The 17337-nt window shown below is 70.8% G+C and carries 15 protein-coding genes and 1 pseudogene; 5 read left to right on the forward strand and 11 right to left on the reverse strand.

What is annotated here, in order from left to right; translation table 11 throughout:
- From B1729_RS04720 to B1729_RS04750, 7 genes and pseudogenes are all read right to left on the reverse strand, one after another.
- Positions 1-1008: pseudogene (locus B1729_RS04720) on the reverse strand (hypothetical protein); the annotation flags it as partial.
- 120 nt (positions 1009-1128) lie between these two features.
- Positions 1129-2259, reverse strand: a complete 1131-nt coding sequence (locus tag B1729_RS04725) for a glycosyltransferase (protein ID WP_163616959.1) — start codon at positions 2257-2259, stop codon at positions 1129-1131.
- Positions 2260-2262: 3 nt separating this feature from the next.
- Complete coding sequence (locus B1729_RS04730; RefSeq protein WP_204318857.1) at positions 2263-3723, reverse strand: LCP family protein; 1461 nt, start codon at positions 3721-3723, stop codon at positions 2263-2265.
- Positions 3724-3728: 5 nt separating this feature from the next.
- Positions 3729-4196, reverse strand: coding sequence for a 5-(carboxyamino)imidazole ribonucleotide mutase (purE, locus tag B1729_RS04735; protein ID WP_163616991.1), 468 nt, complete (start codon positions 4194-4196; stop codon positions 3729-3731).
- A gap of 251 nt (positions 4197-4447) precedes the next feature.
- On the reverse strand, positions 4448-5584 hold the full coding sequence (locus B1729_RS04740) for a 5-(carboxyamino)imidazole ribonucleotide synthase (RefSeq protein WP_163616961.1): 1137 nt from the start codon (positions 5582-5584) through the stop codon (positions 4448-4450).
- 67 nt (positions 5585-5651) lie between these two features.
- Entirely contained in the window at positions 5652-6236 is a 585-nt protein-coding gene (locus B1729_RS04745) for a PH domain-containing protein (protein ID WP_163630975.1), read from the reverse strand.
- A gap of 203 nt (positions 6237-6439) precedes the next feature.
- Complete coding sequence (locus tag B1729_RS04750; RefSeq protein WP_163630993.1) at positions 6440-7255, reverse strand: biotin--[acetyl-CoA-carboxylase] ligase; 816 nt, start codon at positions 7253-7255, stop codon at positions 6440-6442.
- Between the two features lie 139 nt (positions 7256-7394).
- Between B1729_RS04750 and B1729_RS04755 the strand changes: the two genes are divergently transcribed.
- Together B1729_RS04755 and B1729_RS20705 are read left to right on the forward strand one after the other, a co-directional pair.
- The gene (locus B1729_RS04755) at positions 7395-8993 is read left to right on the forward strand and encodes an acyl-CoA carboxylase subunit beta (RefSeq protein ID WP_163616964.1); all 1599 of its coding nucleotides are present in this window, start codon (positions 7395-7397) and stop codon (positions 8991-8993) included.
- On the forward strand, positions 8990-9286 hold the full coding sequence (locus B1729_RS20705) for an acyl-CoA carboxylase subunit epsilon (RefSeq protein WP_239525700.1): 297 nt from the start codon (positions 8990-8992) through the stop codon (positions 9284-9286). Before B1729_RS04755 ends, B1729_RS20705 begins: the two co-directional genes overlap by 4 nt.
- 516 nt (positions 9287-9802) lie before the next feature.
- On the opposite strand, the gene B1729_RS04765 is transcribed toward B1729_RS20705, so the two are convergent.
- The 4 genes from B1729_RS04765 to B1729_RS04780 are packed head-to-tail and all read right to left on the reverse strand — an operon-like array spanning position 9803 to position 14204.
- Positions 9803-10900 (reverse strand): hypothetical protein, encoded by a 1098-nt coding sequence (locus tag B1729_RS04765; protein ID WP_163630977.1) that lies wholly within the window; start codon positions 10898-10900, stop codon positions 9803-9805.
- The gene (locus B1729_RS04770) at positions 10897-12147 is read right to left on the reverse strand and encodes an ATP-binding protein (RefSeq protein ID WP_204259998.1); all 1251 of its coding nucleotides are present in this window, start codon (positions 12145-12147) and stop codon (positions 10897-10899) included. Before B1729_RS04770 ends, B1729_RS04765 begins: the two co-directional genes overlap by 4 nt.
- Positions 12137-12814 (reverse strand): response regulator transcription factor, encoded by a 678-nt coding sequence (locus tag B1729_RS04775; protein ID WP_163616966.1) that lies wholly within the window; start codon positions 12812-12814, stop codon positions 12137-12139. The genes B1729_RS04770 and B1729_RS04775 overlap by 11 nt, the downstream gene beginning before the upstream one ends.
- A 22-nt stretch (positions 12815-12836) precedes the next feature.
- Positions 12837-14204, reverse strand: a complete 1368-nt coding sequence (locus B1729_RS04780; protein ID WP_163630979.1) for a class I SAM-dependent RNA methyltransferase — start codon at positions 14202-14204, stop codon at positions 12837-12839.
- Positions 14205-14343: 139 nt separating this feature from the next.
- Between B1729_RS04780 and B1729_RS04785 the strand changes: the two genes are divergently transcribed.
- From B1729_RS04785 to B1729_RS04795, 3 genes are all read left to right on the forward strand, one after another.
- Positions 14344-15033 (forward strand): nucleoside triphosphate pyrophosphatase, encoded by a 690-nt coding sequence (locus B1729_RS04785; protein WP_163616968.1) that lies wholly within the window; start codon positions 14344-14346, stop codon positions 15031-15033.
- 155 nt (positions 15034-15188) lie between these two features.
- Entirely contained in the window at positions 15189-16955 is a 1767-nt protein-coding gene (locus B1729_RS04790) for a biotin carboxylase N-terminal domain-containing protein (protein WP_163630981.1), read from the forward strand.
- Between the two features lie 41 nt (positions 16956-16996).
- Positions 16997-17293, forward strand: coding sequence for a hypothetical protein (locus B1729_RS04795; protein ID WP_163616970.1), 297 nt, complete (start codon positions 16997-16999; stop codon positions 17291-17293).
- The last annotated feature ends 44 nt before the right edge of the window (positions 17294-17337 follow it).

Consider the following 17337-nt stretch of genomic DNA (forward strand, 5'->3'; position numbering starts at 1 on the left):
AGTCCAGTGGATCTTTCCGCTCCGGAAGTCTTGGTAGCACCCACCACTGGCGATCCCGCAGACGACATCCTGCAGTGCCGGTCCGAGAACACCGCTCTCCCCGCCGAGAGACAGGTATGCAGCACGAATGGCGGACGCGCCGGAATTTGCCTGCGGGGAGCCGAACCAATCCGTGAAGTACTGGAAGAAGTTGCGGTTGCCGTAGGCCGAGCATCCGTCGCCCTCACCGTAACCCGCTCGCAACGCCGCGGCGTTCGGCTGGTATGGCGTGTAGTAGTAGAGGTTTGCGGTCGCCTGATTCTGAATGTAAACCGGTGACGAGCCGCAGGCGGCGTTCGGATGCCAGCGCACGTTCCAGGTCTTGCCGGGCGCGTACCAGGTGAAGTACTGGCTCGTTCCGGGCGGGTTGGCGTACCGCTTCAGTTGCCACGCGGCGCCGTAGACCTGGTTGAAGAAACCGTAGTACCGGGTGTCGCAGGCGGCTGTGTCGGGACATCCCTGCCCCATGGCGATCGTGTAGCGCCAGTCGGACGGCCACGTGTGCGTGACCAGTCCCTGCTCCTTCTGCAACATGACTATCAGCGCCTGCGGGTTGATGCCGCACGCTTGTGCCACCTTGTAGATGATCGCCGATGCCCGTTCGCGCATCCCCCCCGGGTAGGCGCCGCACATGGCGTCCGCGCTCGTCGCGCGAGATGTGTCGTACCAGTCCTTCAGGCAGACATAGCCCGACTGGCACGTCGGCACCTTCGACTGCAGGAACTGCTGGATCTGCCCTTCGCTCATCGTGTTGCGGTCGGAGAAGACGGCGTCGCTGATGATGTTGCCCGGTTGGAACTTGGAGAGGTCCGCGGCCCGCACGATGCTGGCATCGACGATGCCGGCGGCCGACTCCCCGGCTGCCGTCGCCGATGCCTCGGAGGATCCCGCGACCCCTGAGAGGACGCCCGCGAGGAGCGACACCAGTGCTGCGCACACCACCAGCAGAGACCGCGCTCGCGCGGCCATGGCACGTTTCCGACCCCCCGGCATGCGACCAGTGTGGCGCATGTGAAAGCCCACGACCAGCAGATTCGAGAATCTGATCGCCTTTCAAGCCTGCAACTGTCCGCTTCAGGCTCGACCGATCTACAGCTCGGCGTGCAGCATCCAGACCTTGTCGGCGGCTTCACGCCACGAAAACGCCCGTCCTCGATCCCCCGCGAGCACGCCCAGTCGCTCGGCGGCGGCGGTCGAGCCCAGCGACGCGGCCAAAGCTGCCCCGAGGCCGTCGACAAGACTCGACGCGTCGGTTCCCGCGATGAGGACCCCGCCCTCGGCGACCACGTCGCTGTGCACCCCGGACGACGCCGCGATGACCGGCACGCCGAGCGTCAGGGCGTCCACGACGCGCCAGGGGAACGCCGCGCGCCGCGACGGCGCGACGAACGCGACGGCTGCGCCGAACACCGCGGCACGATCCTCCACCGACAGCACCCCGCGCACGTGCAGCCCGCGTTCGGGGATCCCGGCCGCTGAGGCGAGGTCCGCAACCGCCGGCTCGTGGCCTTCTTCGACGTCGATCACCACGACAGGCAGGTCGACACCGGATGCCGCCACCGCCGCGAGTCCGGCATCCAACCCCTCAGAACCCAGCGGCCCGCCGGCCAAGAGGATGAACCCCTCGGGCAGGCCGAGTTCGCGACGGCGGCCGACCTCGTCCACCGGCACCGAGAAGCCCAGGGGGGACGCGCCCGCGATCACACGCATCCGGTCACCGAGCCCAGGGGCGATCTCCGCCACCCGGGCCGCCAGCGAATGCGTCGGCACCACCACGGCGTCGGCGTGCTTCACCGCGCGCTTGAGCATCGCCTTGTGCCACGCGACGACGGGGCGCGGCAGCTCGGCGGGCGACTCCCACGGGCGCAGATCCCACACGGTCACCACGGTCTGATCGTTGTCGTGCAGGCGGTCATGACGCACGAGCGGCGCGAAGAGCGACGGCGCGTGGATCATGCCGCCGCCGATGCCGGTGCCCACGCCGAGCTGCAATGCGGCCGACAGCTCGCGCCGCGGGAGTGCCGTGCGCCGCACGCCGGCCAACCCGGGAACGGCAGCCAATGCCTCATCCGAGCCGCCGGCCGGCGCGATGGCCTCGACCTCGCAACCGGAGGGGGCGCCGATCACGAGCGCCCGCGCGAGCTCGCGCGACGCCTCGGCGAGCTCGGGCTCGGTCGGCGCAACGAGCTGGTCGAGCACGACGCGCAGCGTGGCCACCACGGGTCACCCCTCCGGCGTGGGGGTCGGCGGGTGGAGGGTCGTCTGCACGAGGTCGGCGATGTACGCGTAGTCGGGGTTGAACTCGTCGATGCCCTCTGCCGGGGTCAGCTCGATCGTCTGCACCGGCTGCTCCTTGGCCTTCAACCCGAGGTCGACGAGCGTCGGGATGAACGACTGGGGCAGGTCCGTCTTGACGAGGTCCGCACCCGCCGTGGCGACATCCTGGAAGCGCGTGAGCACGACCTGCGGCGTGAACTGCGCGAGGATCGCCTCCTGCAGCTCGCGCTGACGCCTCATGCGATCGAAATCGCTCGTCGTGTACCGCGAGCGGGCGTACCACTGGGCGGTGTCGCCGTCCATGTGCTGCGCGCCCGGTTCGATCCACCCGATGGCCCAGTCCTCAGCGGGCTCACCGGGGTACGACGGCCCGCCGCCCTTGGGCAGACGCTCGGTGACCGTGATGTCGACGCCGCCGAGCGCATCCACGAGCGCAGCGAAGCCGTGCATGTCGACGAAGACGTAGTACGGGATCTCGATGCCGAGGATGCCCTCCGCCGCGTCCTTCGTCGCCTCGATGCCCGGCTCCGAGCCCTGGGCCTCGGCATCCGGATACAGCGTCTTTCCGTCCTCGCAGACCTCGACCTCGGTGCGGAGCTGATTGATCCCACTCCCCCACCCGCAGGTCGGATCGGCGTGGCCCTCGTGTCCGTCGGGGTATCTGTCCTGCAGCGGACCCTCCGCGAACGGGAAGTTCGGCATGTCGCGAGGGATGCCGGTGATCGTGGTCGCGCCCGTCTCGGCGTTGACCGACACCACCGAGATGCTGTCGAACCTCATCGAGTCGCGGCCCTCGCCGCTGTCGGCGCCCAGCAGCAGGATGTTGTAGTAGCCCTCGGACGGCGCCACCGTCGGGCCGCTGGCGCCGAAAACCGTGCTGATGGTGCTGCGCACCGCGCCGACGGTGGTCGCGGCGTACGCGGCGGTGCCGCTGGCCACGACCATCAGCCCGATGGCGACGAGCGCAATCCCGAACCGCGCGCCGCGTCCCGTCTTGACGAGACGCACGAGCCGAAGCGTGTCGATGGTGAGCACGCCCCACAGCACCGCGTAGCCGATGAGCAGTCCCTGCGCCAGCAGCAGCGGGAGGGGTCGCAGCAATGCGAGCCAGTCGGGCAGCCACGCGCTCGTGACGATGCTGAGTCCCGCGGTCGGGGCGAGCAGCGCGAACAGCACCGCGATCACGAGGAGCACCCACATCAGCAGCGTCGCGCCGATGCCGAAGCGTCCGAGCCTGCGGTTGCCGGCGAGCACCTGCGCGGACCCGGGAATGAGGAAGTTCAGCGCGACCAGCCACCACCCGCGGCGCGTCATGACCGCGCGGGACGAGGCATCCGGATTCCGCATCGGGCGCTCCTCGACGACGCCCGGCTTTACCAGGCGTGCTTTTGCGCTCGGCGGGCTCATGACGCTCACAGCGACTCCTTGAGCCGCCGGTTCTTCTGCTCGACCTGCGCTTCGAGGTCTCGGGCATAGGCCTCGACTCGATCAGCGATCGCGTCGTCGGCGGCCCCGAGGATCCGCGCGGCGAGCAGTCCGGCGTTCTTCGCGCCGTTGATGGAGACGGTGGCGACCGGGATGCCGGCGGGCATCTGCACGATGCTGAGCAGCGAGTCCATCCCGTCGAGGGTCGCGAGCTGCACGGGCACGCCGACGACGGGGAGTGCGGTGAGCGAGGCCAGCATGCCGGGAAGGTGCGCGGCTCCGCCGGCACCGGCGATGATGACGCGCAGGCCGCGCGAGCGGGCTTCACGGCCGTAACGCAGGAGCTTGTCGGGGGTGCGATGCGCCGAGACGACCTCGACCTCGTGCGGAATCCCGAAGTCCGTGAGCGCCTGCGAGGCATCGCTCATGACCCGCCAGTCGGAGTCGGAGCCCATGACGACGCCGACGAGCGGCGCCTCGGAGGAATGGAGGGGCCGCGATTCAGCAGAGGGCGCAGTCACCTGTCAAGGCTAGGGGCGAAGGCTGGAAGATCCCCGCAACGGCGCGGCCGTTCCGGTCGTTGAGCGAGGAACGAGACGAAACGCCCGCACCCGATGCACGACTTGGGCTCAACCCCTGTCGTCTCGCGTTTCGACTCGCAAGCTCGCTCAACGACCGAAGCATCGGCCCGACCGCGGGCCTCGGATCAGTCCTGGAAGAAGGATGCCGCGGCCCGGGCCCGGTACGCCACGTCGTCGAGGTCGTCGCCGATGACGTTGATGTGCCCGACCTTGCGCCCGGGGCGGGACGCCTTGCCGTAGGTGTGGACCTTGGCCTGCGGGTGCTCCTGCATGGCCGCGGTGAAGCGCGCGTCGAGAGGATCCTCGGTCGGGCCCCCCAGGATGTTCACCATCACCGCCCACTCGGCGACCGGTTCCGTCCCGCCGAGCGGAAGATCGAGCACGGCGCGCAGGTGCTGCTCGAACTGGCTCGTGACGGCGCCGTCCTGGCTCCAATGTCCGCTGTTGTGCGGGCGCATCGCCAGCTCGTTCACCAGGAGCCGTTCGTCGGTGGTCTCGAACAGCTCGACGGCCAGCATCCCGGTCACGCCGAGGCCCTCGGCGATCCCGACGCCGATCTCGGCGGCCACCTGCTGCAGGCGTCCGCTCGAGTGAGGAGCCGGCGCGATCACCTCGGCGCAGACGCCGTCGCGCTGCACGGTCTCGACGACCGGGTAGGCCCCCATGGCGCCGGAGGGGCGGCGGGCCACCTGCTGCGCGAGCTCGCGCGTGAAGTCGACGAGCTCCTCGACGAGGAGGGCGCCGCCATGGGCGTCCTCGGCGAGCGTCGCGAACCAGTCGTCGGCTTCGGTGCCTGCCGACACCACGCGGACGCCCTTGCCGTCGTAGCCGCCCCGAGGGGTCTTGACGACGGCGCGGCCGCCGTGGTCGTCGATGAAGGCCTGCAGCTCGTCAGCGTCCGTGACGGCCGCCCAGTCGGGCTGCGGCATCCCGAGCTCCTGCAGGCGGGCCCGCATGACGAGCTTGTCCTGCGCGAACTTCAGCGCGTCGGGGCCGGGGTGCACCGCGACCCCTTCGCCGACGAGGGCGGCGAGGACGTCCTGCGGAACGTGCTCATGGTCGAAGGTCACGACGTCGACGTCGCGCGCGAACGCGAGCACCGTGGCGGCGTCGCGGTAGTCGCCGACGGCGGTGGCGGCAAGGGATGCCGACATCCCCTCGTCTTCGGCGAGCACCCGCAGCTCGACCCCGAGCTCGACCGCCGGCGCGATCATCATGCGGGCCAGCTGCCCGCCCCCGACGACTCCGACTCGCAGCGCCATGCACTCTCCCTCTCGCCTTGAAGCTCCCTCCATCATCCCGCACGACGGGATGACGAACGAGCCGCAGTCAGGCCTGCGGGAGGGGCGGCCGTGGCGGGACCCCGGGCGGCGGGCCCGGTGGCAACGGCTGAGCGTCGCGGTGCGCGAGGATCTGGTTCACTTCGACCTGATCGACGAGCGCCTCGTGCACGAGGTCGGCGCTGGGGATGTTGGCGAGCCGCAGCGGCTCGTCGATGCCGTTGCTGAGGGTGATCGTGCCGGCACCCCAGATGCGCTGCAACAGGCCGCGATGCACCTTGAGCGTGTACCCCCGGACGTGGGCGAGCTCACGGCGCTTCACCGCGAACACCCCCCGACGCTCCATCACGCGCCGTGTCGTGATCGTGTATACGTGCCCCCACCACACCAGGTACGGAAGGAGGACGAGCACCAGCACCACGCCGGCGGCAGCGGCCAGCAGCATCCAGTTCTCGAAGGGCGCCGGAAGGTTGCCGTAGAAGTACCCGCAGGCGCCGGCCACCGCCATGAGCACCAGCACCGACCATGCGAGCCGGCGCGCGTGCGGGCGGAACCGCGCGACGAGCCGCTCCGGCGTCGGTGCGCCGGGCGCCGGTGTGAGCGGTCTGCCGCCGTAGCTCGTCGGCTGCGTCATGTCCCCATTGTGCGACGAGCCGCAGACACTTCGGGGCGCACCCGCCGTTTTCCGTCATGCCGGCACGTTTCGTACCGCTCGGTCGACGAGCGTGACCGGGATGCCTTGGACCGGCGTGTGCGCCGGGTGCAGGCGTTTCGTCTCGCTCGTTCCTCGCTCGCTCAACGACGGGGCTCAGGATGCGCTCGCTCAACGACCGGGACTCAGGAGACGACGGGACGCGCCCTGACGTGCACGACGTCGCCGGCCGACACCACGCTCTCGTACTCGCCGTCCTGCACGACCACCAGTCGTCCGTCGGCGTCGATGCGCTGCGCCCGTCCCCACAGTGTCTGGCCGTCCGGCAGCGACACGGCGACGTCGCTTCCCAGCGTGCTGCAGAGCGCTTCGACCTCGGCGAGCACGCCCGACGCGGCGGCATCCCCTCCGGCGGCGACGATCGCGGTCAACTGCTCGTCGAGTGCGGCGAGGTAGTCGGCCAGCAGGCGGTCCTCCTCGCACGTCAGGCCGGCGGCAGCGAACGACGTCGCGGTGTCGACGGGGAGGTCGGCGCGCGGCATCCGTGTGTTCACACCCGCACCGATCACGACGACATCGGGATGCCCCGGCACCACCTCCGCGAGGATGCCGCAGACCTTCCCGCCATCGAGCAGCACGTCGTTCGGCCACTTCAGTGCGGCGGTGTGCACGGTGCCGGCGAGCTGCGCGGCGATCGCGCGGGTCATGGCCGCGCCGGCCAGCAACGGGACCCAGCCGCGCGCCGCGGCGGGGATCGCCGATGCGTCGATGACGACCGAGACGGCGAGCGCGGTGCCCGGCGGCGTCACCCAGGTGCGATCGAGGCGCCCGCGCCCCGCGCGCTGATCGGTGGTGAGCAGCAGCGACAGGTGCGGCCATTCGTGCGGCGCATCGACGACGTGGCGCACGACATCGGCGTTGGTGGAGTCGGTGGTCTCCACGACCTGGACGCGCGGGCTCACGCCGGCGGTGAGCGGGAACCCCTCGGACGAGTACGACATGGTGCTCACGCTACGCCCGTCGCTGTGTGCGGAACTCTCCCCTTTCGCGATTCCGGAGTGCGGACTCCCGAGGACGCACAGCGGATGCCGCGACCCCTTGTACCAACCCTCCAACAGATCCCCCGAACCCGCCGATAGGGTGGAATCCGTGACCGATCAGCCCGACCTCTCGACGACCGCCGGCAAGATCGCCGACCTCCGCGCACGCTTCCAGGAGGCCGTCCTCGATCCCGAGGAGGTCGCCAAGGAGAAGCAGCACGCGAAGGGCAAGGGCACCGCGCGCGAGCGCATCGACATGCTCCTCGACACCGGAAGCTTCGTCGAGCTGGACGAGTACGTGCGCCACCGCACCACCGCCTTCGGCATGGACCGCTCCCGTCCCTACGGCGACTCGGTCGTCAGCGGCGTCGGCACGATCCACGGCCGCACGGTCGCGGTGTACTCCCAGGACTTCTCGACGTTCGGCGGATCGCTCGGCGAGGTCGCCGGCGAGAAGATCATCAAGGTCATGGAGTTCGCGCTGCGCTCCGGCATCCCCATCGTGGGAATCCTGGACTCCGGTGGCGCCCGCATCCAGGAAGGCGTCGTCGCCCTCGGCAAGTACGGCGAGATCTTCCGCCTCAACACCCGGGCCTCCGGCGTCATCCCGCAGATCTCGATCATCATGGGCCCGGCCGCCGGCGGTGCGGTGTACTCCCCCGCGCTGACCGACTTCGTGGTCATGGTCGACAAGACCAGCCAGATGTTCGTCACCGGACCCGATGTGATCAAGACCGTGACCGGCGAGGACGTCGGCATGGAGGAGCTCGGCGGCGCCTACACGCACAACACCCGCTCCGGCGTCGCGCACTACCTCGCGGAGGACGAGGACGACGCGATCGACTACGTCCGCTCGATGCTCGGCTTCCTCCCCGACAACAACATGGCGGAGCTGCCCGTCTACGAGAGCGGCTTCGAGTTCGAGACGACGGATGCCGACCGCGCACTGAACGCGATCATCCCCGACTCGCCCAACCAGCCGTACGACATCCACCAGGTGATCCGCGGCATCGTCGATTCCGAGGACTTCCTCGAGGTGCAGCCGCTGTTCGCACCCAACATCGTGATCGGCTTCGGACGCATCGAAGGACGCTCGGTGGGCATCATCGCCAACCAGCCGTCGCAGATGGCCGGCACGCTCAACATCGAGGCGGGCGAGAAGGCCAGCCGGTTCGTGCGCTTCTGCGACGCGTTCTCGATTCCGATCGTGACGCTCGTCGATGTGCCGGGATACCTGCCCGGCACCGACCAGGAGTGGACGGGTGTCATCCGCCGCGGCGCGAAGCTGCTGTACGCGTACGCCGAGGCGACCGTGCCGCTGGTGACCGTGATCCTCCGCAAGGCCTACGGCGGCGCCTACATCGTGATGGGCTCCAAGCAGCTCGGCGCCGACGTGAACCTCGCCTGGCCCACGGCCGAGATCGCCGTCATGGGCGGCCAGGGCGCCGTCAACATCCTCTATCGCGGCGAGATCAAGCGCGCGGAAGAGGCGGGAGAGGACGTCGCGGCGGTACGCACGCGTCTCGCCAACGAGTACACCTACAACGTGGCCTCGCCCTTCCTCGCCGCGGAGCGGGGCGAGCTCGACGGCATCATCGAGCCCGCGCAGACGCGTGTGTCGATCGCCAAGGCGCTGCGCGCACTGCGTGGCAAGCGCGCGACCCTGCCGCCCAAGAAGCACGGGAACATCCCGCTGTGAGCGGTGCGAACGGCGAGACGGTGCCGACGGCCGCTCCGGTCGACCGGGGCTCGTCCGGCGAGGCCTCATCACCCGCGGGCACCGCGCGCGACAGCGTCACGATCGACATGCTGCGCGGCACTCCCACCGAGGAGGAGCTCGCGGCGCTGATCGCCGTCGTGACCGAGGCCTACACCGGCGAGGCCGCTGAGGCGGTCGCCGAGGATCGCGCGCGCCGCACCGGCTGGGAGCTCTCGCAGCGCGCGCTTCGGCAGCCGCTCGACCGGGATCTGGGCTGGGGCCGCTTCGGCTGAGGCTTCGGGTGCGCACCGTTGCACCGGTCGTTGAGCGAGGAACGAGACGAAACGCCCTCACCCAACGCGCGACGGCGGCTCGACCCGTATCGTCTCTGCGTTTCGACTCGCAAGCTCACTCAACGACCACGTGCCTCGCTCGCTCAACGACCGGGGGACGAGTCTTGTCCCCCGAAATACCTACAGACACACCACTTGCGATCTGGAGATACTGGATCCGCTGGAACGCTTCTGCGTTCGGCCGATCCGAATCCGCTCTGCGGCTTCCTCGGGTCCGGCCATGCGGACGGTTTTCGGGTAACCGTCCGCGCAGGCGAGGGGCGGGCGGCTTCGCCGCCCCTCGCCTCTCTCTGTTCCGCTCCCCGCCCGGTATCCTCTCCCCCTCCGGGCGGCGAGCGGTTATGCCCTCCACCCGCCCCTGATCATCTGCGGCGCTGTGGGCCGGCCGCCCCACGCCCGCGACTCAACTCGGAGCGGGGCACGCGACTCAGGCCCGCACAGGCTGGGCGGTCCGCCTCAGGCCCTGCCGGGGTGTGAGATCTCGAGCCAGAGATCGACGGAGTCCTCGTCGCTGGGTCCTCCCCCCGACGGAGAGCGCCCGACCACAGTGACGGCGACGCGCTCGTCGGGAGAGGTGCGGATGTAGAGCCGATCGGATGCCGCCGATCGCAGTGCGTCGGCGAGCTGGGCGCGGATGACGCCGAGCTGCTCCTCGTCGACGTCGTCGAGTCCCCCCTCGTCGAGCACCGTGACGTTGGCGCCGCGACGGCGTGCGCGTTCGAGCTCCGCGCGCACCTCGTCGTCGAGCAGCCGTGGTCCGCGCATCTCGTCGCGGAGCTTGCCCTCGGCGATCCGCGCCTCCAGCCGGTCGGCGTCGGTCAGCATGCCGGCATGCGCGACCGTGCGCGTGAGCACGGGGCCGGCGACCGCCAGCGCCTTCTGCACCTGCACCCGGCGTTCGCGCTGGCGCACGACCTGCGACGTCTGCCACCCGGTCGCGGCACGCTGCAAGCGGGTGAGACGCGAGGTGTCGCGGGCGGCCCGGTCCATCGAGTACACGAGCAGCTGAGCGCAGGTCACCCACACGATCGAGCCGACCAGACCGAGCGCGAGCGCATTGAGAGGGCCCATCCAGAGCATCGACGCGACGGTGAGCGCGAGGATCCCGCTCCACGCGGTCCATGGCCGGCGCCGCACCATGACGATCGTCATGAGCGCGCCGATCCCGCCCAGGTACCACGTGGCGAACGGCGCCGTGCGCGACGCCGCCCCGACGGCGACCGAGATCGCGCTCGGCACGAGGACCGCGCACGAAAGGGCGAGGATCTGAGCGATCGCGGGAAGTGGGAGGGGACCACGGATGCCGTCGACCAGTGCCTTCGCGCCGTCTTCCGTGTGCGCGCCCGGAGCCTGCGCCTCGCCCGCCCGGGGTGCGCCACGGACGGACTCCGGTTCCCAGAAGATGCAGAGCCACGTCGTCGCCAGGTAGAAGGCGAGGGTGATGACGACGACGAGGGGCTGCGTGACCGTACCGGTCCACGACAGACCGCGCGCAGCGAGGTACGCCGTGAAGGCGACCGCGAGCACGACGAGCACGTTCTTGACGCTGATCATTCGGCCGGCTCCTGCCATGTGAGCCGCACGACCGTCCCGTGGGGACCGGTCTCGAGGTCCGCATGCCCTCCGACCGCGGCGACGCGCGCCATGATGGACGCCCGGATGCCCAGCCGGTCGTCCGGGACGGCGTCGAGATCGAAGCCCTCGCCGGCGTCGTGCACCTCGACGCGCACGCGCCCGCCCGCCTCCTTCACAGCGACGCCCAGTCCCGCTCCCCCGGCGTGCTGCAGCGCGTTCGCCACCGCCTGCGTGGCGGCCAGCGCGAGAGCGCGGGCGACGCGTCCGGGGATCAGCGGACCCGCATCGCCGAAGTCGCGCTGCACGTCGACATCGACGCCCAGCTCGCCGGCGGCCGCGTCGATCGCGGCTGCGAGGGCCGCGACATCCCACGGCTCGTCGGTACCCTCGTGCGCATCCTGCTCGGTGTTGGCCAATCGGGTCAGCGCTTCACGCGCCATCGACGCCGCGAGCGTGCGCTCGCGGGGCGTGCTCGCCCGCTCCGCGGCGATGAGCGCCGCCAGCACGCTGTCGTGCATCAGCGCCGCGACCGCGACGCGCTCCTGCTCCGCAGCATCCGCCGCCGCCGCCCGCGCATACGATGCGACCGCACGGGCGCGCGTCTCGTCGACGTTGACCGCCATCGAGCGGAACAGCCACCCGAGGGTGACGATGACACCGCCGAGGATCAGCGCGAACGACACGTCCAGCCCGACTGTGATCCAGTAGTCGCTCGAGAAGCCCAGCTGCATCAGCCGGACCACCCCGAAGAGCACGGGGGCGAGGATCGTCCAGCCGATCTGCAGCGGGAAGGGGAAGGCCAGCACGGCGGCGAGGGTCGACAGATTGAGCAGGTACCAGATCCACGGCTCCTCGCCGGAGGTGGGCGGTACTCCAGCGGTCGCGATCGGCCAGGCGACCAGCGCGAGCACGTAGACGAGCCCGAAGACAGCTGCGGCGACGCGGACGCCGCGTCCGATCACACACGCGAGGATCATGACCGCCAGAGTGCCGAACACCGAGATCATCAGGGCTTCATGCCAGCCCGGCCGCTCGTCGGTCGAGCCGAGCCCTGTCAGGAACGACTGCAGGCCGAGGACGAGGGGGGCGAACGCGCCGCCGACGAGCGAGATGATGCGCTCCACACGAGAGCGCGTGAACGATCCGATACCCGCAGTGACCTGAGGCGAGTGCGGGATCTGACCCCACGCCGTGTCGAGCAGGCCGGTCTGCGCGTCAACGGCCACGCGTGCGGTCTCCCGGGTCCGCCGACGGCTCGACGAGGATCCCGTCCTCGACGGCGCGGTGCAGCAGATCGATCTTGGTCGGGGCGGGGCGTCCGACCTCGACGTACTTGACGCGGATGCGCGTGATGTTCTCCTTCGCCGTGGAGTACGCGACCCCGAGGCGGTCGGCGACGACCTTGAGCGGCAGCCCGGCGGCGTAGAGCCGCAGCACGTCCCGCTCGCGGGCCGAGAGCTGCGCGTCGGCGAAAGCGCGGTCCCCCTCGACGGCGCTGGCCCACTCCACGTTGTTGAGCGGCTCGCCGCGCGCCACCGTGCGCACCGCCGCGATCACGTCGCCGATGGGCGAGGACTTGCTGACGACACCGGCCGCCCCTGCGGCGAGCGCCTCGCGCACCGCTGCGGGCCGATCGGCGACGCTGTGGATGATGACGCTCGACCCGTCGAGCACGAGGCGCCGCACGTTCTCGGTCACCGTGGTGCCGTCGCCGAGGGTCAGATCGAGCACGACGACGTCGGCCGGTGGCTGGCGCGAGAAGGCGCGCCAGTCGACGTACTCGGTGACCGTGCTGCCCGAGAACGCGACGTTCATCGCCTCCGCGCGGAGGCAGGCCGCCTCGAGCCCGAGCCGTACCGACTCGTGGTCGTCGATGAAGGCCACACGCGTCATTCCGCCAGCCTAGCCACGTGGGTCACCCGCGGGTGAGAACCGCCACGGCTTCGACGTGATGCGAGTTCGGGAAGAGATCCAGGGCGTCGACCCGGGCGAGGTCGTAGCCCCCTGCCCGGAAGGTCGCGATGTCGCGCGCCAGCGCCACGGGATCGCACGCCACGTAGACGACGGTTGCCGGCGAGAGCGCGACGATCTGCTCCACGACTTCGCGTCCGGCGCCCGAGCGGGGCGGGTCGAGGAGCACGACGCCCCGCGACAGCCGTTCGCGATCGGATGCGGATGCCTCGGCCCCGAGCCGCGTCAGCCACCGGTCGACCCGCCCGGTCTCGGCACGTGCGCCGACCCAGTCGACGAGGTTCTCGCCCGCGTGCTCGGTGGCCCGGGCGTCGGATTCGACGGTGGTCACCCGCGTCGAGGGCCCGCCGAGCCGACCGAGTGTGGCGGCGAAGAGCCCGACGCCGCCGTAGAGATCGAGATGCCATGCCTCGGGGTCGATCCAGAGCCCGCCGGACTGACGGATCGGCCCGTCCTGACGCAGACTCTGCAGGGCCCCGGTGACCGCCTGGGTGAGTGAGTGGGCGGCGAGACGGTGCACCTGCCAGAAGCCGCCCGCATCGACCCGGAACTCGCGACCGTCGACGCGCTCGATGACCGTCTCCGCCTCGGGGGCACGGCGGCCTCGGCGACCGCTGCCCCGGCGGCCCGCGGCATCCGGGCGGCGTTCCGGGCGCGGCAGCACGCGAACCCGCCCATCCGCCGGCTGCACGAGGTCGACGCGGCCGGGCTCACCGGCGCGGAGTGCCAGGGCGGCCTGCTCGACCTCGGCTGTCGCGAGCGGCAGGTCCTCGAGCGGCACCACGCGGTGACTGCGGGCCGCGTACTGGCCGACGTTGCCGTCGGCATCGACGTGCAGGCTCACGCGTGTGCGCCACCCGGTGCCGTCGACGGTCTCTTCCGCGAGCGGCTCGCCGGCGAGCGCGCCGGCGGAGTCGGAGAGGATCGGCAACGCCGACTCCATCGAGAGGACCGGCCCGGCGATGCCACCGAATCGCTGCAGCGCGTCCATCAGGACCTCGAGCTTGAGCCTGCGCTGGTGGTCCAGCGAGATGTGCCCGAAGTCGGCGCCGCCGGGTCGCTGCTCGGGCGGCACGTCGACGTCCGCCTGCCGCCACACGTGCAGCTGCCGATGCGGCGACGCCTCGAGCACCTCGAGCGTCTCGGCGCGCCAGAACGAGCTCTTGGCCGTGTCGGTGAGCCGGACTCGGACCCGCTCCCCGGGGATGGTGTCCGGCACGAACACCACTCGGCCCTCATGCCGGGCGACGAAGACGCCGCCGTGGGCGACGCCCGTGATGTCGAGGTCGAGGAGGTCGCCGGTTCCGCTCATCCGTCGAGCCTACGCCGCGCCCGTTCGTCCGACGTCGCTCGTGGGCTCGTGCGTTTCGACTCGCAAGCTCGCTCAACGACCGTGCAGTAAAGCTCATTGAGCGGTCGACGTTCGCTCTCGGCCGCGTACCGTGGGGGGCATGCGCGTCTGCCTCGCCTCGACCTCCCCCGCCCGGCTCATGCTGCTCGAGCAGTTCGGCATCCGTCCCCTCACGATCGCCCCCGACGTCGACGAAGACGCGGTCATCACCGCGGTCGAGGCGGCCGAGGGCCGCGTGCTGGAGCCCGACGAGCACGTCCTGCTGCTCGCGCGGCGGAAGGCCGCGGAAGTGGCGGCGCGGCTGCGCGACGACATCCCCGGCTTCGACGGCATCGTCATCGGCGGCGACTCGATGTTCGAGCTCGACGGCGAGGTGCTCGGCAAGCCCTACACCGCCGAGAACGCCGTCGCCCGGTGGCAGGCGATGCGCGGCCGCACCGGCGTGCTGCATTCGGGCCACGCCGTCGTGCGCATCGAGCCGGGCGCACCCCCGCGCGAGGTGCATGCGACGGCTGCCGCATCCGTCTCGTTCGTCGAGGACGTGACGGATGCCGAGATCGAGGCGTATGTCGCCACCGGCGAACCCCTGCACGTGGCCGGGGCGTTCACCGTCGACAGCCTGGGCGGCGCCTTCATCGAGCGCGTCGAAGGGGACCCCTCGACGGTGGTCGGGATGTCGGTGTCGACGCTGCGCCGGCTGGTCCGCGAGGTCGGAGTGGACTGGGCGTCGTTGTGGAACGTCACCGATCCGTCGCTCCGGACGACGGAGACCGAGCCGCCCACTCTCTGACGACGGTCAGGTGAGAGCGCGCGCGGCGACGCGACCGACGTCGCGCCGCCGCCTCCGACGGCCGATTGGCCTTGTAGTAGGAAGCCCACGTTTCTGATCGGTTCTTGTATGAACCGCTCAAAAGCAGCTGGGATGCCGTCGGTAGGCTGGCATCCATGCCCCAGATCGCCAAGGTTCTCATTGCCAACCGCGGCGAGATCGCCGTCCGCGTCATACGCGCCGCCCGGGATGCCGGGAAGTCGTCTGTCGCCGTCTATGCAGACCAGGACCGCGACGCCCTGCACACCCGCCTCGCCGACGAGGCGTATGCCCTTGAGGGCTCGACCAGCGCCGAGACGTACCTGTCGATCGACAAGATCCTCTCGGTCGCCCGCCGCTCGGGCGCCGACGCCGTGCACCCGGGCTACGGGTTCCTCGCCGAGAACGCCGACTTCGCCCGCGCCGTGGTCGCGGCGGGGCTCGTGTGGATCGGCCCCTCACCGGAGGCGATCGAGGCCCTGGGCGACAAGGTGACGGCCCGCGCCGTCGCCGAGAAGGTCGGAGCTCCCCTCGCCCCGGGCACTCCCGGCCCTGTGGCGGGCGCCGACGAGGTCGTCGCGTTCGCCGAGCAGGTGGGCCTTCCCATCGCCATCAAGGCGGCGTACGGCGGCGGCGGGCGAGGTCTCAAGGTCGCCCGCACCATCGACGAGGTGCCCGAGATGTTCGAGTCGGCGACGCGCGAGGCGATCACCGCGTTCGGTCGTGGTGAGTGCTTCGTCGAGAAGTACCTCGACCAGCCGCGTCATGTCGAGACGCAGTGCCTCGCGGACGCCGCCGGCAACGTCGTCGTCGTCTCCACGCGCGACTGCTCGCTGCAGCGCCGTCACCAGAAGCTGGTGGAAGAGGCGCCGGCACCGTTCCTCTCGGACGACCAGAACCGGATCCTCTACGACTCATCGAAGGCGATCCTCCGCGAGGTCGGATACGTCGGCGCAGGGACCTGTGAGTTCCTGATCGGCGCGGACGGCACGATCTCGTTCCTCGAGGTGAACACGCGCCTCCAGGTGGAGCACCCCGTGTCGGAGGAAGTCACCGGCATCGACCTCGTGCGCGAGCAGTTCCGCCTCGCCGAGGGCGCAGAGCTGGGCTACGACGACCCCAAGCCCGAGGGCCACTCGATCGAGTTCCGCATCAACGGCGAAGACCCGGGACGCGGGTTCCTCCCCCAGCCCGGGCCGATCCACGTGTTCAAGACGTTCGGCGGTCCCGGCATCCGTCTCGACTCCGGCGTCACCGCGGGCGACAGCGTGTCGGGCGCGTTCGACTCGCTGCTCGCGAAGATCATCGTCACCGGCCGGGACCGCGCCGAGGCGCTCGAGCGCTCGCGCCGGGCCCTCGACGAGTTCGAGGTCTCGGGCCTTCCCACCGTCCTCCCGTTCCACCGGGCGGTCGTGCGCGACCCCGCGTTCACCGCCGAGGACGGCCGATTCGGCGTGTACACGCGCTGGATCGAGACCGAGTTCGTGAACGACATCCCGCCGTGGGACGGCGAGCTCGACGCGCCGGCGCCCGCGGAGGCGCGACACACTGTCGTCGTCGAGGTCGCCGGCAAGCGCCTCGAGGTGAGCCTTCCCGACCGCGTGGTCACGGCGCCCGGTGTCGCGGGGCGTCCCGCCGCCGTTCCGCCGTCGAGGCGCTCGCACGCGCCGACGGTCGTAGCCGGCGCCTCGGGCGACGCGGTCAAGTCCCCGATGCAGGCGACGATCGTCAAGCTCGCGGTCGAGGAGGGCCAGCAGGTCGTCAAGGGCGACCTCGTGGTGGTGCTCGAGGCGATGAAGATGGAGCAGCCGATCCAGGCGCACAAGGACGGCGTCATCGGCGCGATCAACGCGAACCCCGGCACCACGGTGTCGGCCGGTCACCAGCTGCTGACGATCTCCTGACGCCCGTTCCGCCGAGCAGGTGCCCGGGGCAGGATGGCGGGATGGATGCCTCACCCACCTCTCCCGAAGTGTCTGCGGCGGCGATCAACGTCGTGATCCCGCCCGAGCTGCGCTGGCACGACTCCCGGCGCGGCGAGGAGTTCGAGCTGCAGACCCTGACCGTGCGGCTGCTGCCCGATCACAGTCTGGCGGTGAAGGCGTACGGCCGCCCGATCGCCGGCGGGCGCGGGGCGTACGTCTCCTTCGCGATGCCCGACCGGCCCGAGCTGCGGGCACTCGTCGACGCCGGCGCGCGCCGTGCCGCGGAGCTGTGGGCCGCCAGCACCGGACTCGATTAGCGGGGCGAAGACGGATGCCGCGGGCCGCGGCATCCGTTCCCGCA

The sequence above is a fragment of the Microbacterium sp. B35-04 genome (assembly GCF_010634885.1).
Lineage (GTDB): Bacteria > Actinomycetota > Actinomycetes > Actinomycetales > Microbacteriaceae > Microbacterium.